This is a genomic window from Acidovorax sp. DW039 (genome assembly GCF_037101375.1).
Taxonomy (GTDB): Bacteria; Pseudomonadota; Gammaproteobacteria; order Burkholderiales; family Burkholderiaceae_C; genus Acidovorax.
Genome location: NZ_AP029019.1, coordinates 3,415,292 through 3,435,682 on the forward strand (window position 1 = coordinate 3,415,292; position 20,391 = coordinate 3,435,682).

A 20,391-nucleotide genomic window follows, 5' to 3' on the forward strand; every position below is an offset into this window, starting at 1 on the left:
TTATGTTTATAAGGAACCGGTGCCCGCCGAGACTCGAGCGGCCTTCCACACGGCCAGTGCAGATACGGTTTCTTTGACATCGTGAACGCGCACGATGTGGGCTCCGCGCTCGACACTGAGCAGAGCAGCCGCCACGCTGGGTACCAGGCGGGCATCCACATCCAAACCAGTCACCGCTCCCAGCGACGATTTGCGGGACCAACCGGCAAGCAAGGGAAAACCGCAGGTCAGCAGCTCCTGTTGCCGTGCGAGCAACGAAAAATTCTGCTCCACAGTCTTGCCAAAACCGATTCCGGGGTCCAACACGATGCGTGAACGGTAAACACCTACCCCGAGCAACGCACTGGCTGCATCCTCCAGAAAACTGCGGACTTGCGGAAGAATGTCTCCCGACATGGGTGACACCTGCATGGTCTGAGGATCGCGGTGCATATGCATCAGGCACACGCCACAGGATGGATGCTGGGCAACGACATCAAGAGCCCCTGGCTGCCGCAAAGCCCAGATGTCGTTGACGATATCTGCACCAAGGTCCAGCACCTCACGCATAACCTCAGGCTTGTAGGTATCTACAGAGATTGGGATACCAAAACCCACGGCCTCTTTGACCACCGGAAGAACGCGGTTCAATTCCTCCTCCAGCCCCACCGCTGGACTGCCGGGGCGCGTGGACTCACCTCCAATATCCAGGATGTCCACCCCATCACTGATCAATCGTTCGCAGTGGCGCAACGCAGACGACACCTGCGAGTACCGACCGCCGTCCGAGAAAGAGTCAGGCGTCGTATTGACAATGCCCATCACCAAGGGTTTGTTCAAAGGAATCGAGAAGCGCGTAGTCTGCCAATGCATGGAAGGAAGAGGCTCATAGGGGGCCTGAAAATGAGGGGGCCGTCAGAACGGCAAACGGGGCCGAAGCCCCGTTATCGTTTTCGATCTACTGATCAATCAAGCCGCAGAGGGTGCAGTATCTGTTGCCACTGCAGGCGTACCTCCGCCGGAACCATCACCACCTGAGGATGGTGTCCGGGGCGTCCAGTCCTTGGGTGGACGGGGTTCGCGGCCTGCCATGATGTCATCGAGCTGCTCGCTGTCAATGGTTTCCCAATCCAGCAGCGCCTTGGCCATGGCGTGCATCTTGTCGCTGTGCTCTTCAATCAGGCGACGGGCCAAGTTGTATTGCTCGTCGATGATGCGACGCACCTCGCTGTCGACCTTCTCCATGGTCTGCTCACTCATGCTGGTGGTCTTGGTCACAGATCGGCCCAGGAACACTTCGCCTTCGTTCTCCGCATACACCATGGGGCCCAAAGCCTCCGTCATGCCATAGCGGGTCACCATGTCGCGGGCAATATGGGTGGCACGTTCAAAGTCGTTGCTAGCGCCAGTGGTCATCTGGTTCATGAAGACCTCTTCGGCAATACGTCCACCGAACAACATGCTGATCTGGTTGAGCATGTACTCGCGGTCATAGCTGTACCGGTCTTGCGCGGGCAGACTCATCGTCACGCCCAAAGCTCGCCCACGAGGGATGATCGTAACCTTGTGCACCGGATCGCACTTGGGCAGGAGTTTGCCAATCAACGCATGGCCAGCTTCGTGATACGCCGTGTTGCGACGCTCCTCTTCAGGCATCACCATGCTCTTGCGCTCAGGGCCCATGAGGATTTTGTCCTTGGCCTTCTCGAAGTCCTGCATCTCGACCGTACGGGCATTGCGACGGGCAGCCATAAGAGCAGCCTCATTGCAGAGATTGGCAAGATCAGCACCACTCATACCCGGAGTACCACGAGCAATGATGGCAGGAGCCACGTCCTGGCCCACAGGAATCTTGCGCATGTGCACATTCAGGATTTGCTCGCGCCCCCGAATGTCGGGCAGCGTCACGTACACCTGACGGTCGAAACGACCGGGACGCAACAAGGCAGCATCGAGAATGTCGGGGCGGTTGGTGGCAGCTACCACGATCACGCCGAGGTTGGTCTCAAAGCCATCCATCTCCACCAGCATCTGGTTCAGCGTTTGCTCGCGCTCGTCGTTACCACCGCCCAAACCGGCACCACGCTGACGGCCCACCGCGTCGATTTCATCGATGAAGATGATGCAGGGGGCATTCTTCTTTGCATTCTCGAACATGTCGCGGACGCGGGCAGCGCCCACACCCACAAACATTTCCACAAAGTCTGAGCCGGAGATGCTGAAGAAAGGAACCTTCGCTTCACCTGCAATCGACTTTGCCAGCAAAGTTTTACCGGTACCAGGAGGGCCCACCAAAAGCAGGCCACGAGGAATGCGACCACCGAGCTTCTGGAACTTCTGAGGATCCTTGAGGAAGTCCACGACCTCCTTGACCTCTTCCTTGGCTTCGTCGCATCCCGCCACGTCAGCAAAAGTGACTTGGTTGGTGTTCTCGTCCAGCATACGGGCCTTGCTTTTGCCAAAGCTGAATGCACCGCCCTTGCCCCCACCCTGCATCTGGCGCATGAAATAGATCCACACACCAATCAACAAGAGCATGGGGCCCCAGCTGACCAGAAGGGTCATGAGCAGAGAGCCCTCTTCGCGAGGCTTGACGTCAAATTTGACCTTGTGTTCGATCAGATCACCCACCAACCCACGGTCCAAAACGGAAGCGTTGGTGCGGATCTTTCGGTCATCGTTGGTTGTGGCGATGATTTCGCCTCCGCTGAGACCTTCAGGGATGACAGCGCTCTTGATGCGGTTGTTGCGGACCTCATCCAGAAACTCAGAATAGCTGACGGCTGTAGCGCCACCGGTACCACGGGTGTCAAACTGTTTGAACACCGTGAACAACACCATGGCGATGACCAGCCACACGGCAAATTTCGAAAACCACTGATTGTTCAAGCGGAACTCCGGTTACGGGAAAAATGAGGCTATGCGCCTTTCATGGCCACAGCTTTGGGCGATTTTAGGCCTTTCAAGCGAAAGAGGTAGCTTTATTCCCCCTTGTGCCCATGGGCTCACGAATCAAAGGGGGTTTGCATCTGCACAAATTGACTTGCGACAAGAAAACAGCCGCAGTGAAACCCCAGCCCAGCCAAACAGTCAGAACTCAAGCTTTTGCCTTGAGCCCCATACCGACCAGGAATGTCTCGGAAGACCGGTCCCGCGAAGCTTTGGGTTTCAACGGTTTGACGACTTTGAAGGTCTGTTTGAAAAGATTCACCAGGTCACTGTAGCCACTGCCGTGGAACAGCTTAACCACCAAGGCGCCATCGGGCTTGAGGTGGTTGCACGCAAAGTCCACGGCCAGTTCCACCAAGTGGGCAATGCGGGCTGCATCGGCAGACTCAATCCCAGAGAGATTGGGAGCCATGTCAGACACCACCACGTCGATCACTCGGCCAGCCAGAGTGGCCTCCAAACGCGCCAGAACCTCTTCCTCGCGAAAATCTCCATGAATAAAAGTCACGCCCTCGATAGGCTCCATGGGCAGGATATCGAGTGAAATGATGCAGCCATTCAGCTGCCCGACAGCCGCCCCCGATGGGGACAGGCGCCTTCGCACATACTGGCTCCACGCACCGGGCGTGGAGCCCAAATCCACCACGGTATCTCCCGGCTTGATCAACCCCAGTTGTTCATCGATTTCCTTGAGTTTGTAGGCAGCGCGGGCGCGATAACCCTCCTTCTGGGCCAATTTGACGTAGGTGTCGTTGACGTGGTCGTTGAGCCACGCCTTGTTGACCTTCTTGCTTTGGGTTTTTACTTTCATTTCGTTTTTTCTTCCTGCCTCGATAATACGGCCCATGCCCCAAATTCAATTGACTCCCGCAGAGCGCCGGGAACACCGCGCCAACGCCCACCATCTGGACCCTGTTGTCCTTGTGGGTGGTGATGGCCTGACCCCAGCGGTCAAAAAAGAAATCGACGCCGCGCTGAACGCTCACGGACTGATCAAAGTGCGTGTGTTTGGCGATGACCGTGCCGCCCGAGAACTGATGTATCAGGAACTCGCCGCAGAACTCAACGCCGCCCCCATCCAGCACATCGGCAAGCTGCTGGTTTTCTGGCGCCCCATGCCCCCCAAGCAACGCAGCCTGGACGAAGACCGGATGCCTGGGCCACGCGATGTGAAGGTGCTCAAGTTCAGCAAGCGCGGCGGGCAGCGGCCCGAGATCAAGCAATTGCGTGTGCTTGGAAACCAGCGACTCACCTCGGGCGGCCAGATCAAGCGTGCCAAGCCCAAGCAGAAATCCATCAAGAAGCGCCAGGCTGACTGATCCATGGCTGGACCCGCCGACACCACGCGCGTGCGCCACGTCATTTGCATGAAATGGGGCACCAAGTACGGCCCTGAATACGTCAACCGGCTTTACGCCATGGTGCGGCGGCATCTGAGTGGTCCGTTCAACTTTGTGTGCCTGACGGATGACGACAAAGGCATTCGCAGCGAAGTGCAGTGCCTGCCGATTCCTCCGCTGGATCTGCCGCCGGGTATCCCCGAACGGGGCTGGACCAAGCTGGTGACCTTCAGCGCTGACCTGCACGGGCTCAAGGGCACTGCCCTGTTCCTGGATGTGGATGTGGTGATCACAGGCAGCCTGGATGACTTCTTCACCCAACCGGGTGAATTCCTCATCATTCACGATTACAAGCGTCCCTGGCGCATTACTGGCAACTCATCGGTTTACCGGTTTGAACTGGGGGCGCACCCCGATGTACTCGACTACTTCCGCGGTCACTTTGAAGAGATCAGGCAGAAGTTTCGCAATGAGCAAGCCTACCTTTCCGATTTTTTGCACAAGCAGGGCAAGCTCCAATACTGGCCCGCAAGCTGGTGCCCCAGCTTCAAGTACCACGGCATTCCCGCATGGCCTACCAATTACTGGAAAGCTCCGTTTGTACCTCCAGACGCACGCATCGTGATATTTCACGGCGAATGCAACCCGCCTGATGCCCTTGCGGGAAGACGCAACCGTCGCTTTCGCTACATCCGCCCGGCGACCTGGGTGGCTGAGCACTGGAAAGAGTAAGACCTCAAAACCATCAAAAAAACCGCCTCATGGGCGGTTTTTTTATTCTGCTTGACGCTAGCACGACGCCTGCACTCATCCAGCATCGCGGTCGGATGGGTGGCTGACAAAGGTCGCGCTCGCTCCATTGCCTTCACGCTGAATACGCAGCAGCACCAGCAACGCACACACCCACTGCAGCGCATAGAGCACCATGCCCACTGAGTGCCACAACCGCAGGTCTTGCCGCGCAACGATGCGAGGGGCCACGCCATACTGCGACACCAGTGCAAGCAACATGCCACCCACTATAAAAACCATAGCTGCCTGCGCCCATGCGTATTGCGCTACAGCCCCTTTAGGCCTTGAGATCAAGAGCAATACCAATGCACAGCAGACCGAAACCCAGGTCTGCGCGGCAAACAGCTTGGCCGCCATGGCACCAGCAACAGCGGGGGTGGCAAGGTGCGCAAACAGCATGGGCACCACCAGGAAACCCACGGTACTCAAACTACCCCACCACAGGGCAGCGGCCAGCAGAGGCAGGCGTTGTCGCATTGCGCGGCTTCAAACGTAGCTGACCGCCACCACTTCGTAGCGACGAATACCGCCTGGTGCCTGCACTTCGGCCGTATCGCCCTCTTCCTTGCCAATCAAGGCGCGGGCAATGGGGCTGGAGATGTTGATGAGGCCCTGCTTGAGGTCAGCCTCGTCCTCGCCCACGATCTGGTATTTCACGGTGTCGCCGGACTCTTCATCTTCCAGCTCCACGGTGGCACCGAAAACCACCTTGCCACCACCGTCCACCTGGCTGGGGTCAATGACCTGCGCCACCGACAGCTTGCCTTCGATTTCCTGGATACGCCCTTCAATGAAGCCCTGGCGGTCCTTGGCTGCGTCATAGTCAGCGTTTTCGCTCAAATCGCCCTGTGCACGCGCCTCCGCAATGGCTGCGATCACAGCAGGACGCTCGACGGTCTTGAGGCGGTGCAGCTCTTCCTTGAGCATTTCAGCTCCGCGCTTGGTAATCGGAATGGTTGCCATTCTTTTCGCTCTCCATAAGTCAGTGCGCCCCCAACCAAGGGGGTAGCCGCCGGGCCCTGAGCGCTGAAAACTTCAACGTGGGATTCGGACCCTACAAAAGGAAACCGCCGCACGTTGCCGCGCGGCGGTGTCTGTTAAGGCTTTAATTATGCCGTGTTTGCAGGGCCTTCAACCAGCCCTGTCACGCGGGCAATCAGGCAGCCAGTTGTGCATGCAACTCCTGCACGGAATACACATCCAGCTTGTCGAGGTACTTCATACCTTCCACAGCCGCCTCGGCACCAAAAATGGTGGTGAAGGTGGTCACCCGAGCTAGCAGCGAGCTGGTGCGGATGGCACGCGAGTCGGCAATCGCGTTGCGCCGCTCTTCCACCGTGTTGATGACCATGACGATCTCTTCGTTCTTGATCATGTCCACGATGTGTGGACGGCCTTCCGTGACCTTGTTCACGACCTTGACGGGCACGCCTGCAGCCTCGATGGCGGCTGCAGTGCCCTTGGTGGCCACCAGTTCAAAGCCCATGCCAGCCAGCTCGCGGGCGATGGCTACGGCGCGGGGCTTGTCGCTGTTCTTCACGGTGAGGAACACCTTGCCCGAACGGGGCAGCTTGGTACCAGCGCCCAGCTGGCTCTTCACGAAAGCTTCGCCGAAGGTCTTGCCCACGCCCATGACTTCACCGGTGGACTTCATCTCTGGTCCGAGGATGGTGTCTACGCCAGGGAATTTCACGAAGGGGAACACAGCCTCCTTCACGCTGAAGTAAGGCGGCGTCACCTCTTCCGTGATGCCCTGGCTCGCCAGACTCTGGCCCGCCATGCAGCGTGCCGCCACCTTGGCCAACTGGATGCCCGTGGCCTTGGACACGAAAGGCACCGTGCGCGATGCGCGGGGGTTCACTTCCAGCACGTAGATCACGTCACGCTTGGCACCGTTCTCTTCCACTTCCTGGATGGCGAACTGCACGTTCATCAGGCCGACCACGTTCAGGCCTTCGGCCATGGCAGCCGTCTGGCGCTTGAGTTCATCCACCGTGGCCTTGGCCAGATAGTACGGGGGCAGCGAGCAGGCGGAATCGCCCGAGTGAACGCCCGCCTGCTCAATGTGCTCCATCACACCGCCGATGAAGACCTTACCTTCGGGGTCACGCAGGCAGTCCACATCGCACTCGATGGCATCGTTCAGGAAGCGGTCCAGCAGTACAGGGGAGTCATTGCTCACCTTCACGGCCTCGCGCATGTAGCGCTCTAGGTCACGCTGCTCGTGCACGATTTCCATGGCACGGCCACCCAGCACATAGCTGGGACGCACCACCAGCGGATAACCCAGGGCAGCGGCCTTTTCCAGGGCTTCTGCCTCGGTGCGGGCTGTGGCGTTGGGCGGCTGGCGCAGGCCCAGGTCATGCAGCAGCTTCTGGAAGCGCTCGCGGTCTTCCGCAGCGTCGATCATGTCGGGGCTGGTACCGATGATCGGAACGCCTTCCGCTTCAAGGCCCAGTGCCAGCTTCAGCGGCGTCTGGCCGCCGTACTGCACGATCACGCCCGCAGGCTTTTCCTTGTCCACAATTTCGAGCACGTCTTCCAGCGTGAGAGGCTCGAAGTACAAGCGGTCCGAGGTGTCGTAATCGGTCGATACGGTCTCAGGATTGCAGTTGACCATAATGGTTTCATAACCATCTTCGCGCATGGCCAGGGCCGCGTGCACGCAGCAATAGTCAAACTCGATACCCTGGCCAATGCGGTTGGGACCGCCACCCAGAACCATGATCTTCTTCTTGTCCGTCGGCGCAGCCTCACACTCTTCCTCGTACGTGGAATACATGTAGGCGGTGTTGGTGGCGAACTCAGCGGCGCAGGTGTCCACGCGCTTGTACACGGGGCGCACATTCAAGGCACGGCGTGCCTCGCGCACGGACTTCTCGGTCGCTTTCAGCAACTTGGCCAGGCGGCGATCTGAGAAACCCTTCTTCTTGAGCGCACGCAGCGTATCAGCGTCCAGAGAAGCCAAGGCGGCATCGCCCTTTTCTGCCGTGAGCTGGTCCAGCTCCAGCTCGATCTTCACGATCTCTTCGATCTGCACCAGGAACCACTTGTCGATCTTGGTAAGGTCATACACCTCATCCACCGACAGGCCCATGGCAAACGCGTCGCCCACATACCAGATGCGCTCGGGGCCGGGCTCGCCCAGCTCCTTTTCCAGCGTCTCGCGGTCCTGGGTCTTTTCGTTCATGCCATCCACGCCCACTTCCAGACCGCGCAGTGCTTTCTGGAAGGACTCCTGGAAAGTACGACCCATGGCCATCACCTCGCCCACGGACTTCATCTGCGTGGTCAGGCGGCTATCGGCCGTGGGGAACTTCTCGAACGCAAAACGGGGGATCTTGGTGACCACGTAGTCAATCGAGGGCTCGAACGATGCGGGGGTTGCACCACCGGTGATTTCGTTCTTCAGCTCATCGAGCGTATAGCCCACGGCGAGCTTGGCAGCCACCTTGGCGATGGGGAAGCCTGTGGCCTTGGAAGCCAGCGCCGACGAACGCGACACGCGAGGGTTCATCTCGATGACGATCATGCGGCCGTCCTTCGGATTCACCGAGAACTGCACGTTGGAGCCGCCCGTGTCCACACCAATCTCACGCAGCACCGCCAGCGAGGCGTTGCGCATGATCTGGTATTCCTTGTCCGTCAGCGTCTGCGCGGGTGCCACGGTGATCGAGTCACCGGTGTGCACACCCATGGGGTCCAGGTTCTCGATGGAGCAGATGATGATGCAGTTGTCCGCCTTGTCGCGCACCACTTCCATCTCGTACTCTTTCCAGCCCAGCAGCGACTCTTCAATGAGCAGCTCGTTGGTGGGCGAGGCTTCCAGGCCGCGCTTGCAGATGGTTTCAAACTCTTCGGCGTTGTAGGCGATACCGCCGCCCGTACCGCCCAGTGTGAAGCTGGGGCGGATCACGGTGGGGAAGCCCACGGTTTTCTGGACGGCCCATGCCTCATCCATGCTGTGGGCAATGCCCGAGCGCGCAGAACCCAGACCGATCTTGGTCATGGCGTCCTTGAACTTGAGGCGGTCTTCGGCCTTGTCGATGGCTTCAGGGGTTGCGCCAATCAGCTCGACCTTGTACTTGTCGAGCACGCCGTTGCGCCACAGGTCCAGCGCGCAGTTCAGCGCGGTCTGACCGCCCATGGTAGGCAGGATGGCATCGGGACGCTCCTTGGCAATGATCTTCTCGACCGTTTGCCAGGTGATGGGTTCGATGTAGGTGACGTCGGCGGTGGCCGGGTCGGTCATGATCGTCGCAGGGTTGCTGTTGATCAGGATGACCTTGTAGCCCTCTTCACGCAGGGCCTTGCAGGCCTGCACGCCGGAGTAGTCGAACTCGCAGGCCTGGCCGATGATGATCGGGCCAGCGCCGATGATGAGGATGCTTTTTATGTCTGTACGTTTTGGCATGGTGCTTCGATCAGTCGATCGTGGGTTCGGCTGCCTGGGGGCTGTTGGATGAAGCTGCGGCGCTGGCGTCACGCCGCAATGTCAGCTTGTCGAGAAGGGCTTGCACACGCTCGGGCGGCACGTTCTTTTGCATGAGCTGCAAGAGACCATCCCCCTGAATGAGGGGACGCAGCACTTCGGCTTCGGCCTCGTAAAAGGTGACATCCCAGTCGTTCATGGCTTCTGCAAAGGTGGCGTCATCCCAGGTCTTGCCCTTGGCCACCAGCGTCACCAAAGGCATGGCCTTGTTCTCGATGAACGCTTTCTTGTAGGGCTTTTGCTGCCAGCGCTCGGTAAACCACTCCTTGTGGGGAGACGGCAAGGTGAGCACACGCTTGTGAATCGCCTTTTCCAGCGACGCGAGGGGAAAACTGAACAGTTTCATGGGACAGACCTTCTCGACGCGAATCGCTCAAGCGGTTTTGGCTGCCCGCATCGCGCTGGTGAAGCGGTCAAACAGGTAGGCAATATCGTGCGGACCGGGGGACGCCTCAGGGTGGCCCTGGAAGCAGAAGGCTGGCTTGTCGGTGCGTTCCAGCCCTTGCAAGGTACCGTCGAACAGGCTGATGTGCGTAGGACGCAGGTTTGCGGGGAGCGAATCCATTTCCACAGCGAAACCGTGGTTCTGACTGGTAATGCTGACCCGGCCCGTGTCCAGATCCTTCACCGGATGGTTGGCGCCATGGTGGCTGTTGTCCATCTTGAAGGTCTTGGCACCTGAAGCCAGGGCCATGATCTGGTGTCCCAGGCAAATGCCGAAGGTGGGAACGCCGCTGTCGATGATTTCGCGCGCCGCCGCAATGGCGTAATCGCAAGGAGCCGGGTCGCCAGGGCCGTTGGACAGGAAGACACCGTCCGGATTCAGGGCCAGCACCTCGGCTGCAGAGGTCTTAGCAGGCACCACGGTGAGTTTGCAGCCGCGCTCTGCCAGCATGCGCAAGATATTCTTCTTCACGCCGTAGTCGTAGGCGACCACATGGAATTCAGGCGCGGTCTGTGTGCCATAGCCGCTGCCCAGCTTCCATTCCGTCTGCGTCCACTCATAAGACTGGGTCGTGGTGACGACCTGAGCCAAGTCCAGCCCCTTCATGCTGGGGGCAGCCTTGGCGGCAGCCAGTGCCTCGTCAATGCGGGCCTGGGTCACTTCCTCGCCTGCCGCCAAGCCGACAATGGCACCGTTTTGCGCGCCATGGGTGCGCAGCAGGCGGGTGAGTTTGCGGGTGTCGATGTTGGCAATGGCCACCGTCTTCTCGCGCACGAGGTACTGCGAGAGGGTTTCGGAGAGGCGGAAATTGCTGGCCAGCAGGGGCAGGTCCTTGATGATAAGGCCTGCAGCATGGACCTTGTCGGCTTCGATATCCTCGGCGTTCACCCCGTAGTTGCCGATGTGCGGATACGTCAGCGTGACGATCTGCTGGCAGTAGCTGGGGTCAGTGAGGATTTCCTGGTAGCCAGTGATAGCGGTGTTGAACACCACTTCACCAACGGTGGTGCCGGTGGCACCGATCGAATTGCCGATAAAGACCGTGCCGTCTGCAAGCGCCAGGATGGCGGGGGGGAAGTTTCCCTTGAGAGACAAAAGCACTGGGTTCTCCGGATGGTTACGGTCGCCCGGCGCCTGCAGTCCACTCGCACGCGTTGCGCACTCAAGTGGGGATGGCTGCTCTCAGATGGGTTGTTGCTTTGGGTGCGATCGGGCGACGCTGTTGCGAGAAAAGCCCCTGATTATACCCGCAGCCACACAAACCGGACTGCAAAATGACGCACCGCAACATGAAAGCCCATGTTTCACGGTATGTGCCAGAGGGGCAACGCCCCGCAATCACAGCGAAACCTCAGCGCACCGCGCCGCTGGCGTGCAGGCAGATGGCGGCGGCTGCCGCCACGTTCAGCGACTCTTCGCCCCCCGGCTGGGCAATGCGAACACGCTGGGCTGCCCGGGCTTCGATGGAAGCAGCAACGCCCTGCCCTTCGTGCCCCATGACCCAAGCACAGGGCCAGGGCAGTTCCATCTGGTGAAGATACCCACCTGCGTGCGAGCTGGTCACCAGCAAAGGCACGTCCAACGCGTCCAGCACCTCTTCACCCGCCCCTTCAATCAGGTTCAAAGCGAAGTGGGCACCCATGCCCGCACGCAGCACCTTGCCAGACCACAAAGCGGCACTACCCTTGAGGGCGACCACCTGCCGAAAGCCAAAGGCAGAGGCACTGCGCAAAATAGAGCCGACATTGCCCGCATCCTGAACACGGTCCAGCACCACCGTGGAAGCACCACCATTCACAGCGGGTGCCGCGGGCATATCCCACACAAAGGCCATGCCTGCGGGGGACTCTAGCCCGCTGATGTCACGAAACAAAGCGTCTGGGGTTACTACTATTTTCATAGCTGCCAGCGCTTGATGGGCTTGCCATTGCGGCCAATAAGACTCTGCAAACACCGCCAAGGAGGGACGCACCGAGCGCTCAAGCGCCGCACGGCAGAGATGGTCCCCCTCCAGCCACACCCGTCCTTGCTTGCGGTAGGCGGTGGAATCTTGCGCCAGCTTGCGCAGGTCTTTGACCAGGCTGTTGTCGCGCGAGTGGATGAAGGTAACGGCCGCAGAGGTCATGAAAGCACTTGGTTGGAGGCGACCAGTGCCTGGGCCACCGGAGCGAAAGAGCGGCGATGGTGCACACAGGCACCGTGGGCTTGCAGGGCAGCCATGTGCACCGCCGTGCCATAGCCCTTGTGGCCCGCAAATCCGTAATGGGGAAACTGCGCGTCCACCTCGCGGCACCAGCGATCACGGTGCACCTTGGCCAGGATGGATGCTGCCGAGATGGACTGGATCAGCGCATCCCCTTTGACGATGGCCTCGGCGGGAATGTCGAGCTGGGGGATGCGATTGCCATCCACCATCACGCGCACCGGCTTGAGCCGCAGACCCATGATCGCGCGACGCATGGCGAGCATGGTGGCTTGCAGGATGTTGAGCTGATCGATCTCTTCCACCGAAGCCTCGGCAATGCTGCAGCACAAGGCCTTGGCGCGGATTTCATCAAACAGCTTTTCACGCCGCGCAGCAGTCAGCTTCTTGGAGTCTGCCAAGCCTTCAATCGGCCGCAGGTCATCCAGAATGACTGCGGCTGCAACCACCGGCCCGGCCAACGGTCCACGCCCAGCCTCGTCCACGCCCGCCACCAGACCGGGCGGGTGCCAGGGCAGACTGGCCTGCTCAGGAAGCGATAACTTTTTCGATCGCATCGGCAGCCAGTTGAGAGGTGTCGCGCTGCAGGCTTTCGTGCAGCACATCAAAGCGCTGCTCCAGCGCACGGATTTTTTCGGGGGCGTCTTCACGCGCCAGCAGCCACTGGAGGGTGGCAGCACAAAGGGCCTCTGGCGTGGCAGCATCCTGAATCAATTCAGGCACCACAAACTCCCCGCACAAGATATTGGGCAAGCCCACCCACGGTTGCAGCTGCTTGCGCCGCATCAGCCACCAGCTCAGCGGATGCATGTGGTATGCGATGACCATGGGGCGCTTGAACAGGGCGGCCTCCAAGGTGGCAGTTCCACTGGCGATCAGTGTGGTGTCACATGCAGCCAGTACCGCATGCGACTGGCCATGCACCACCTGCACCACCCCCTGCAAACCGGCGGCGAGGACCTGCTCCTCAATGCGGGCCTTGAGCGAAGGAACCGCGGGCACTATCAATTTAGTAGCTGGCCGCGCTTGATGGATAAGCGCTGCAGCCTTAAAGAATGGAGGCGCGATGTACTGGATCTCCGCAGACCGACTACCTGGCAGAATGGCCAGCACCTCGTCGCGGTCACTCAACCCCAGCTGCTGGCGGGCTGCGGAACGGTCAGGAACCCGTGGAATCACGCTGGCCAGCGGATGGCCGACGTACGTTGCAGCGATACCGTGGCGAGCCAGAAGCTCAGGCTCAAAAGGAAAAATGCACAGCACATGGTCTGCACTGCGGCGAATCTTTTCGACCCGGTTGGCGCGCCAGGCCCAGATGGAGGGGCACACAAAATGCACGGTCTTGACGCCGGCAGCGCGCAAGTCAGCCTCCAGTCCCAGATTGAAATCGGGCGCATCCACACCAATGAAGACTGCAGGCTTGTCTTCGAGCAACTGGTTGCGCAAGGTCTTGCGGATTGAGAGCAGCTCGCGCAGACGGCGCAAGACCTCCATGCTGTAGCCGTGCACGGCCAGCTTGTCGCTCGGCCACAGGCATTGAAAGCCGCGGCGCTGCATCTGCGGACCACCGATGCCCAGCGCCTGCAATGCGGGCCATTTCTGCTGCAAGCCGTCCAGCATGAGACCTGCAAGCAAATCTCCGGACGCCTCGCCCGCGACCATGGCGATGCGGGGATCAGACACCATACCCACCCCCTCAGCGCGCGATGCCAGCGACCGATTTGGCAACAAATGCATCCATCAGGGCCACGTCGTCCTGGGCCCCGGGGAACTGCTGTGGCAGAGCCAGTATCGCCACGCGTGCCTGCTCCAGCGTGAGCCCTTGGCGGTAAATCAGCTTATGCATCTCTCGGATGGCTGCAATGCGTTCATCTGAAAAATTGCGCCTACGCAAGCCCACCAGATTCACGCCACGCACCGTCAGTGGATTGCCATCCACCACCATGAACGGCGGCACGTCTTTGCCCACATGGCTGGCAAAACCCACCATGGTATGCGCACCAATACGCATGCGCTGCAAAACACCCGTCAGCCCGCCCACAGTGGCCCAATCGCCCACGTCGACATGGCCTGCCAGCGTGGTGTTGTTGGCCAAGGTGGTCTGGTTGCCAACGTAGCAATCATGGGCGATATGAACATAGGCCATGATCCAGTTGTCATCGCCCACCCGCGTCACTGCGCGGTCCTGCACTGTGCCGGTATTGAAGGTGCAGAACTCACGGATGGTGTTGCGATTGCCAATGATGAGCTCGGTGGGCTCTCCGGCGTACTTCTTGTCCTGAGGCTGCGCACCCAGCGATGCAAACTGGAAAATGCGGTTGTCTTCACCAATGGTGGTGCGCCCCTCGATCACGCAGTGGGGGCCCACGGAAGTACGAGCGCCAATGGTCACATCCGGGCCGATGACCGCGTAGGGACCGATGGTCGCAGTCGGGTCTATGCGGGCTGCAGGGTCAACAATGGCTGTTGCGTGGATATTGCTCACGATCAGACGGTATCAATCCAGCTCAGCCTACGGCGCGCATGGTGCACATCAGCTCGGCCTCACAAGCCACTTCTTCACCCACGCGCGCAACGCCCTTGAACTTCCAGATGCCCGCACGCACACGGTCGATCGTGATTTCCAGATGCAGTTGGTCACCAGGCTCCACAGGGCGCTTGAAGCGGGCACCATCAATGCCTACAAAGTAGTAGATATTGTTTTCATCGGGCACCTGACCCATGGCATCAAAAGCCAGCAAACCTGCTGCCTGCGCCAATGCCTCGAGAATCAAGACACCGGGCATGACTGGACGGCCAGGGAAGTGGCCCATGAAATAAGGCTCGTTGAAAGTCACATTCTTGATGGCCAGAATGCGCTGGTTGCGCTCGAGCTCAAGCACGCGGTCCACCAGAAGGAACGGATAGCGGTGGGGCAGTTGCTTGAGAATTGCGTGAATATCCATCATCGAATTGTTCTTCCGTTCATGCTGCTTTGAGAGCCTGCTCCAGCGCCTTGATGCGCTCTCGCAGGGTATGCAGTTGTTTCAAGGTTGCAGCGTTTTTTTCCCATTTCGCATTGTCGTCGATGGGAAACATGCCGGTGTATTGCCCGGGGCGAGAGAGCGAACGCGTCACTACGGTTGCCGCGGAAACGTGGACATTGTCAGCCAGCTCCAGATGCCCCAGCACGATAGCCCCGCCGCCCACGGTGCAATGGGCACCGATGGTGGCGCTGCCAGCCACGCCGACACACCCAGCCATGGCCGAATGTCGGCCGATGCGCACGTTGTGCCCAATCTGGATCAGGTTGTCGAGCTTCACACCGTCTTCAATCACCGTGTCCTGCAAGGCACCACGATCGATGCAGGTGTTGGCGCCAATTTCCACATCGTTTCCGATGCGGACAGCCCCCAGCTGTTCGATCTTGACCCACTCCCCCTGATGTGGAGCAAAGCCGAAACCGTCCGCTCCGAGCACCACACCTGAGTGAAGAATGCAGCGGGCACCCACAATGCAGTTCTCACCTACCGTGACGCGGGATGTCAGTACGGTGTGCTCTCCAATTTCTGCTCCTCGCTCCACCACACACAAAGGCCCCACTGAGGCCGAAGGATGCACCTTCGCGGAAGGATCCACCACAGCACTGGGGTGGATGCCTGGAGAGCGGGCGGCAGAGTGACGAGCACGCCAGAGTTGTGTGGCACGTGCAAAGTAGACGTAGGGGTGCTCCGTCACGATGCAAGCGCCGCGCGCCAGCGCAGCATCGCGCATGGCAGGCGCCACAATGACACAGGCCGCCTGTGAGGCGGCCAGTTGCTGTTGGTAGCGGGGATGACTCAGAAAACTGATGTCACCAGGGCCTGCAACCTCCAGTGGCGCGATGCGGTGGATAGCGATGTCGCGCCCTCCACCTTCCAGCGAGCCACCGAGCGCATCAACGATGTCGCCAAGAAGCAAGCTCACGCACCCACCATCCATTGCGCCAAATTACTTGGCCGCATTCAAGGCCTTGATCACCTTGTCGGTGATGTCGTGCTTGGGGTTGATGTAGACGGCTTCCTGGAGGATGACGTCGTACTTTTCTTTCTCAGCCACTTCCTTCACCACCTTGTTGGCGCGTTCCAGAACTTGAGCCAGCTCTTCGTTCTTGCGAGCGCTCAGGTCTTCCTGAAATTCACGGCGCTTGCGCTGAAAGTCACGGTCCTGGTCAACCAGTTGACGTTGGCGGGTCACACGCTGGCTTTCAGCCATAGTGGGGGCTTCACGCTCGAACTTGTCGGTCGCAGTCTTGAGCGCATTGCCAATGTCTACGAGCTCTTTTTCACGACGGGAGAATTCCTGCTCCAGCTTGGCCTGCGCAGTCTTTGCTGTGTTGGCTTCACGGAAGATACGGTCGGTATTGACGAAACCTGCCTTGAATTCCTGGGCCTGCACGGACGAGGCAAAAGCAGCTGCGCCCACCAACAGGGCCAAAGATGTCTGACGGAAAAGGGATTTCATTAGAAAGACGTTCCAATCTGGAATTGCAGTTTTTGGATTTTATCGCCAGCAAATTTACGCACTGGCTGAGCGAAAGCGAGACGCAGGGGGCCGAGAGGGGAAATCCAGCTCAGACCCAAGCCTGCCGAGGCACGCATCTCACTGAAGGTCACCTTCTGGTTTTCTCCGTACACGTTGCCCGCATCAATGAAGGTGAACATGCGCAATGTCCGGTCATTACCCGCACCCGGGAAAGGCGCGATCAACTCGGCATTCAGCGTCACCTTCTTCGGCCCCCCCAAGGAAGCGCCCGTCACATCACGAGGGCCTAGAGTACCCTGGTCAAAGCCGCGCACCGATCCCAACCCACCCGAGTAGAAGTTCTTGAACACAGGGAATGGGCGCCCATTCAACCCCTTGCCATAACCCAGTTCCCCATTGAAAGCCAAGGTAAAGCGCTTGTTGAGAGGGACGTATTGCTGGTACTGGTAGTTGCCACGCAGGTAGCGGGCATCACCTGCGACGGACCATTCCGAATTCAAACGCTGATAGCGCCCAGAGTTAGGGGCCAAGGCACTGTCACGGTCGTCACGTGACCATCCAATCGTCAACGGAATGGAGTTGCTGGTGGCTCCGTACGTATTGGCATAGGCCAGATACGTGGCAGGAATATTGGTGCCCGCCTTGATCTGGGTTTGCTCCAAGCCACCACCGAAGAAGACGGTGTCGGTTTCACTGAACGGCACACCAAAGCGCATGGAGGCACCAGTGGTGACTAATTCGTAGTTGCCACCCTGATCCTGATAAGGCTTGTCAGTGCGGTAGTAAAGGTCCAGCGTGCGCGAGATGCCTTCGGGAGTGAAGTAGGGGTTTGTAGTGCTGAACACCAGGGTACGACGGTATTTGCTGGTGTTGACATCAATGCCGAGGTAGTTACCCGAACCGAAGAAGTTCTCTTGCTTGATGCCGAAGGACAGCGCAACTTTTTCCGCACTGGAGAAGCCTGCCCCCATCTGCAGCGAACCCGTGGGCTTTTCCACCACGTTCACAACCAGGTCCACCTGGTCAGGAGAACCTGGCACGTCCTGAGTCTCCACATTCACTTCGGTAAAGAAGCCCAGACGATCCACACGGTCGCGCGACAGACGGATACGCTCGCCGTCGTACCACGCGGCCTCGTACTGACGGAACTCGCGGCGAATCACTTCATCGCGTGTACGGTTGTTTCCGCTCACATTGATCTTGCGCACGTAGGCGCGGCGGGAAGGCTCGGCCTGAAGAATCAAGGTGACGCGATTGTTTTCCCGATCGATCTCTGGAACCGCCTCGACACGCGAGAATGCGAAACCAAAGCGCCCGAAGTATTCTGAAAACGCCTTCGTGGTCTCAGCCACTTGGTCCGCGTTGTAAGGCTCACCGGGGCGAATGGCGACCAGGGCCTTGAATTCATCTTCACGCTCGAGGTAATTGCCCTCCAGCTTGACGCCCGACACGACAAATCGCTCACCTTCGGTGATGTTCACCGTGATCGAAATATCTTGCTTGTTGGGAGAAATCGCTACCTGTGTGGAGTCCACCCGGAACTCCAGGTAACCACGCTGGAGGTAGTAAGAACGCAGCGTTTCCAGATCTGCATTGAGCTTGCTGCGGGCATAACGGTCAGATTTGGTGTACCAGCTCAACCAGCCACCCGTGTCCTGGTCAAACAGGCCCTTGAGCGTGGATTCGCTGAAGGCCTTGTTGCCATTGATGCGAACCTCCTTGATGCGGGCTGGCTCACCTTCCACCACGGTGAAGGTCAGGTTCACGCGGTTGCGCTCGATGGGAGTCACGGTGGTGACCACTTCTGCGCCATAAAGACTCTTGTTGATGTACTGACGCTTGAGCTCTTGTTCTGCACGATCGGCCAAGGCCTTGTCGAAAGGTCGCCCCTCCGTCAGACCCACATCGCGCATGGCCTTCTTCAGCACTTCCTTGTCGAACTCCTTGGTGCCTGCAAAGTCAACATCGGCAATCGTGGGCCGCTCTTCAACCACCACGACGAGCACGTTGCCAGAGGCTTCCAGACGCACATCCTTGAACAGGCCCAGAGCAAAAAGCGCACGGATCGCGGCAGCGCCCTTGTCATCGTTGTAGTCGTCACCCACGCGCAAAGGCATGGATGCGAAGATGGTTCCGGGTTCCACGCGCTGCAGGCCTTCTACGCGGATATCCTGGACCTTGAAGGGCTCCAGCGCCCAGGCTGCATTTGCAGCAAATGCCATGGCGGCAACGGCGGAGGCGGTACGCACACCGAAGCGGGTAATGTGTTTTTTCATGAATGAAACTGGAGCCGATATGGCTATGCAAATACGGCCAGAAGTTTGGCGAGGTATCGGGAGATATCGTTAAAAAGTGCGACAGACATCATCAAGGCCAGGACTGCTACCCCGCCACGCTGGAGGTACTCCATCCAGGTGTCGGAGACACCTTTGCCTGTGACTCCCTCCCAAAGATAATACATCAGGTGCCCACCATCCAAGACAGGCAGTGGCAGCAGGTTCAGAACCCCCAAGCTCACGCTGATCAGAGCAAGGTAGGTCAGGTACTGGATCAATCCCATCTCTGCAGACCGACCTGCATAGTCAGCAATGGTCAAAGGCCCACTCAGATTTTTCAGCGAAGCTTCGCCAATCAGCATGCGCCCCATCATGCGCAGCGTGAGTGCAGACACATCCCAGGTACGCTCAAAACCCTTGGCAAGGCCTTCGAACGCACCGTACTGCACCTCCACCATTTCGGGCGCACCCCCTACGTAGGCATTGATGCGGCCCACCGCGCCAGACTCTTCCCGCACCACATCCGGGATGACCTCCACAGAAATCATCTGCCCGCTGCGCTCAACGAGCCAGGTCTGCGCCACATCCTTGTCGTCCAGTACGGATTTGCGGATCAGCTCCCGCAATTGCAGACCGTCCACCACATCCGTCTGCCCCACCCTGTGGACCAGATCTCCGCGCTGCAGTCCAGATCGCTCTGCAGCACCACCCGGCATGACATCTCCCAAGACCGGGCTGGTCCAGGGAGCCACGATTCCGATGCGACGAAACAGCTGTGCATCTGCATCACGCACCTGCAACGCAGAAAGATCCAGCGTCACATCACGGACCGAAGAGCCTGGCTTGGACTCCACCTCCAGATGCACGCGCATGCCATCCAGCGCGGCCTGGGTCAACAGCCAGCGCAACTCTTCAAAGGAACGGACTGGCGTCAACTCGTCATCATCCAGAGCCGCCCGCCGAACCAGTTCGCCCCCCTTCAGACCTGCAGCCTGGGCGACGGAGCCTGCCACCGGGCTGGATAACACAGCCTTGGGCTCCTCCACTCCGCTCCAATTCACAGTGGCATAGAGCACCACCGCCAAAAGCAGATTGGCGACAGGCCCCGCCGCGACAATTGCAGCGCGTGAACGCAGGGGCTGGGTATTGAACGCGAGATGGCGCTCATGCGGCTCTACTGGAGCTTCACGCTCGTCGAGCATGCGCACATACCCCCCCAAAGGCAGCAGCCCGATCACGAATTCGGTCCCCGATTTGGGAGAGCGCCAGGAAAAAATCGGTTTACCAAAGCCAACCGAGAACCTCAGCACCTTCACGCCACAGGCTACGGCCACGCGGTAGTGCCCGTATTCATGCACGGCAACAAGCAGTCCCAGGGCAACAAAAAATGCAACGACCGTTAGCATGCAAGG

At 59.2% G+C, this 20,391-nt stretch carries 19 protein-coding genes; 2 read left to right on the top strand and 17 right to left on the bottom strand.

From position 1 onward, the window contains the following. Positions 1-6: 6 nt before the first annotated feature. From folP to AACH87_RS15310, 3 genes are all read right to left on the bottom strand, one after another. Complete coding sequence (gene folP / locus AACH87_RS15300) at positions 7-852, bottom strand: dihydropteroate synthase (protein WP_338795338.1); 846 nt, start codon at positions 850-852, stop codon at positions 7-9. A gap of 96 nt (positions 853-948) precedes the next feature. Continuing rightward, positions 949-2,868 (bottom strand): ATP-dependent zinc metalloprotease FtsH, encoded by a 1,920-nt coding sequence (ftsH, locus tag AACH87_RS15305; protein WP_338795339.1) that lies wholly within the window; start codon positions 2,866-2,868, stop codon positions 949-951. Between the two features lie 208 nt (positions 2,869-3,076). Next, positions 3,077-3,739 carry an RlmE family RNA methyltransferase gene (locus AACH87_RS15310; RefSeq protein WP_338795340.1) on the bottom strand — a complete coding sequence of 221 codons (663 nt, stop codon included), beginning with the start codon at positions 3,737-3,739 and terminating at the stop codon, positions 3,077-3,079. Between the two features lie 34 nt (positions 3,740-3,773). Between AACH87_RS15310 and AACH87_RS15315 the strand changes: the two genes are divergently transcribed. Beyond that, a complete protein-coding gene (locus tag AACH87_RS15315) occupies positions 3,774-4,247 on the top strand; it encodes a YhbY family RNA-binding protein (protein WP_338795341.1) in 474 nt (157 codons plus the stop codon). Between the two features lie 3 nt (positions 4,248-4,250). Beyond that, entirely contained in the window at positions 4,251-5,000 is a 750-nt protein-coding gene (locus tag AACH87_RS15320) for a glycosyltransferase (RefSeq protein WP_338795342.1), read from the top strand. Between the two features lie 75 nt (positions 5,001-5,075). On the opposite strand, the gene AACH87_RS15325 is transcribed toward AACH87_RS15320, so the two are convergent. From AACH87_RS15325 to rseP, 14 genes are all read right to left on the bottom strand, one after another. Beyond that, entirely contained in the window at positions 5,076-5,537 is a 462-nt protein-coding gene (locus tag AACH87_RS15325) for a DUF4149 domain-containing protein (protein ID WP_338795344.1), read from the bottom strand. A gap of 9 nt (positions 5,538-5,546) precedes the next feature. Then, positions 5,547-6,023 carry a transcription elongation factor GreA gene (gene greA / locus AACH87_RS15330; protein WP_338795345.1) on the bottom strand — a complete coding sequence of 159 codons (477 nt, stop codon included), beginning with the start codon at positions 6,021-6,023 and terminating at the stop codon, positions 5,547-5,549. Positions 6,024-6,216: 193 nt separating this feature from the next. Beyond that, positions 6,217-9,474: a carbamoyl-phosphate synthase large subunit gene (gene carB / locus AACH87_RS15335; RefSeq protein WP_338795346.1), complete on the bottom strand. Its 3,258-nt coding sequence runs from the start codon at positions 9,472-9,474 to the stop codon at positions 6,217-6,219. Between the two features lie 10 nt (positions 9,475-9,484). Continuing rightward, positions 9,485-9,898, bottom strand: coding sequence for a hypothetical protein (locus tag AACH87_RS15340; RefSeq protein WP_338795347.1), 414 nt, complete (start codon positions 9,896-9,898; stop codon positions 9,485-9,487). 27 nt (positions 9,899-9,925) lie between these two features. After that, complete coding sequence (gene carA, locus AACH87_RS15345) at positions 9,926-11,098, bottom strand: glutamine-hydrolyzing carbamoyl-phosphate synthase small subunit (protein ID WP_338795348.1); 1,173 nt, start codon at positions 11,096-11,098, stop codon at positions 9,926-9,928. 250 nt (positions 11,099-11,348) lie between these two features. Then, positions 11,349-12,122: an RNA methyltransferase gene (locus tag AACH87_RS15350; RefSeq protein WP_338795349.1), complete on the bottom strand. Its 774-nt coding sequence runs from the start codon at positions 12,120-12,122 to the stop codon at positions 11,349-11,351. Next, on the bottom strand, positions 12,119-12,757 hold the full coding sequence (gene rnhB, locus AACH87_RS15355) for a ribonuclease HII (RefSeq protein WP_338795350.1): 639 nt from the start codon (positions 12,755-12,757) through the stop codon (positions 12,119-12,121). Before rnhB ends, AACH87_RS15350 begins: the two co-directional genes overlap by 4 nt. Beyond that, complete coding sequence (lpxB, locus tag AACH87_RS15360) at positions 12,729-13,886, bottom strand: lipid-A-disaccharide synthase (protein ID WP_338795351.1); 1,158 nt, start codon at positions 13,884-13,886, stop codon at positions 12,729-12,731. Before lpxB ends, rnhB begins: the two co-directional genes overlap by 29 nt. A gap of 10 nt (positions 13,887-13,896) precedes the next feature. After that, positions 13,897-14,685, bottom strand: a complete 789-nt coding sequence (gene lpxA / locus AACH87_RS15365; RefSeq protein WP_338795353.1) for an acyl-ACP--UDP-N-acetylglucosamine O-acyltransferase — start codon at positions 14,683-14,685, stop codon at positions 13,897-13,899. A 22-nt stretch (positions 14,686-14,707) separates the two neighbouring features. Then, positions 14,708-15,148, bottom strand: a complete 441-nt coding sequence (gene fabZ / locus AACH87_RS15370) for a 3-hydroxyacyl-ACP dehydratase FabZ (protein ID WP_338795354.1) — start codon at positions 15,146-15,148, stop codon at positions 14,708-14,710. A 16-nt stretch (positions 15,149-15,164) separates the two neighbouring features. After that, a complete protein-coding gene (lpxD, locus tag AACH87_RS15375; RefSeq protein WP_338795355.1) occupies positions 15,165-16,145 on the bottom strand; it encodes a UDP-3-O-(3-hydroxymyristoyl)glucosamine N-acyltransferase in 981 nt (326 codons plus the stop codon). A 24-nt stretch (positions 16,146-16,169) separates the two neighbouring features. Further along, the gene (locus AACH87_RS15380; protein ID WP_338795356.1) at positions 16,170-16,682 is read right to left on the bottom strand and encodes an OmpH family outer membrane protein; all 513 of its coding nucleotides are present in this window, start codon (positions 16,680-16,682) and stop codon (positions 16,170-16,172) included. Then, a complete protein-coding gene (gene bamA / locus AACH87_RS15385) occupies positions 16,682-18,979 on the bottom strand; it encodes an outer membrane protein assembly factor BamA (protein WP_338795357.1) in 2,298 nt (765 codons plus the stop codon). The genes AACH87_RS15380 and bamA overlap by 1 nt, the downstream gene beginning before the upstream one ends. A 23-nt stretch (positions 18,980-19,002) precedes the next feature. Further along, the gene (gene rseP / locus AACH87_RS15390) at positions 19,003-20,385 is read right to left on the bottom strand and encodes an RIP metalloprotease RseP (RefSeq protein WP_338795358.1); all 1,383 of its coding nucleotides are present in this window, start codon (positions 20,383-20,385) and stop codon (positions 19,003-19,005) included. Positions 20,386-20,391: the final 6 nt, after the last annotated feature.

What these genes read in the sequence shown, in the direction of transcription:
- folP (WP_338795338.1), bottom strand. Translation starts at nt 852, where the DNA reads ATGCATTGGCAGACTACGCGCTTCTCGATTCCTTTGAACAAACCCTTG.
- AACH87_RS15310 (WP_338795340.1), bottom strand. Translation starts at nt 3,739, where the DNA reads ATGAAAGTAAAAACCCAAAGCAAGAAGGTCAACAAGGCGTGGCTCAAC.
- AACH87_RS15315 (WP_338795341.1), top strand. Translation starts at nt 3,774, where the DNA reads ATGCCCCAAATTCAATTGACTCCCGCAGAGCGCCGGGAACACCGCGCC.
- AACH87_RS15320 (WP_338795342.1), top strand. Translation starts at nt 4,251, where the DNA reads ATGGCTGGACCCGCCGACACCACGCGCGTGCGCCACGTCATTTGCATG.
- AACH87_RS15325 (WP_338795344.1), bottom strand. Translation starts at nt 5,537, where the DNA reads ATGCGACAACGCCTGCCTCTGCTGGCCGCTGCCCTGTGGTGGGGTAGT.
- greA (WP_338795345.1), bottom strand. Translation starts at nt 6,023, where the DNA reads ATGGCAACCATTCCGATTACCAAGCGCGGAGCTGAAATGCTCAAGGAA.
- carB (WP_338795346.1), bottom strand. Translation starts at nt 9,474, where the DNA reads ATGCCAAAACGTACAGACATAAAAAGCATCCTCATCATCGGCGCTGGC.
- AACH87_RS15340 (WP_338795347.1), bottom strand. Translation starts at nt 9,898, where the DNA reads ATGAAACTGTTCAGTTTTCCCCTCGCGTCGCTGGAAAAGGCGATTCAC.
- AACH87_RS15350 (WP_338795349.1), bottom strand. Translation starts at nt 12,122, where the DNA reads ATGACCTCTGCGGCCGTTACCTTCATCCACTCGCGCGACAACAGCCTG.
- rnhB (WP_338795350.1), bottom strand. Translation starts at nt 12,757, where the DNA reads ATGCGATCGAAAAAGTTATCGCTTCCTGAGCAGGCCAGTCTGCCCTGG.
- lpxB (WP_338795351.1), bottom strand. Translation starts at nt 13,886, where the DNA reads ATGGTGTCTGATCCCCGCATCGCCATGGTCGCGGGCGAGGCGTCCGGA.
- fabZ (WP_338795354.1), bottom strand. Translation starts at nt 15,148, where the DNA reads ATGATGGATATTCACGCAATTCTCAAGCAACTGCCCCACCGCTATCCG.
- AACH87_RS15380 (WP_338795356.1), bottom strand. Translation starts at nt 16,682, where the DNA reads ATGAAATCCCTTTTCCGTCAGACATCTTTGGCCCTGTTGGTGGGCGCA.
- bamA (WP_338795357.1), bottom strand. Translation starts at nt 18,979, where the DNA reads ATGAAAAAACACATTACCCGCTTCGGTGTGCGTACCGCCTCCGCCGTT.
- rseP (WP_338795358.1), bottom strand. Translation starts at nt 20,385, where the DNA reads ATGCTAACGGTCGTTGCATTTTTTGTTGCCCTGGGACTGCTTGTTGCC.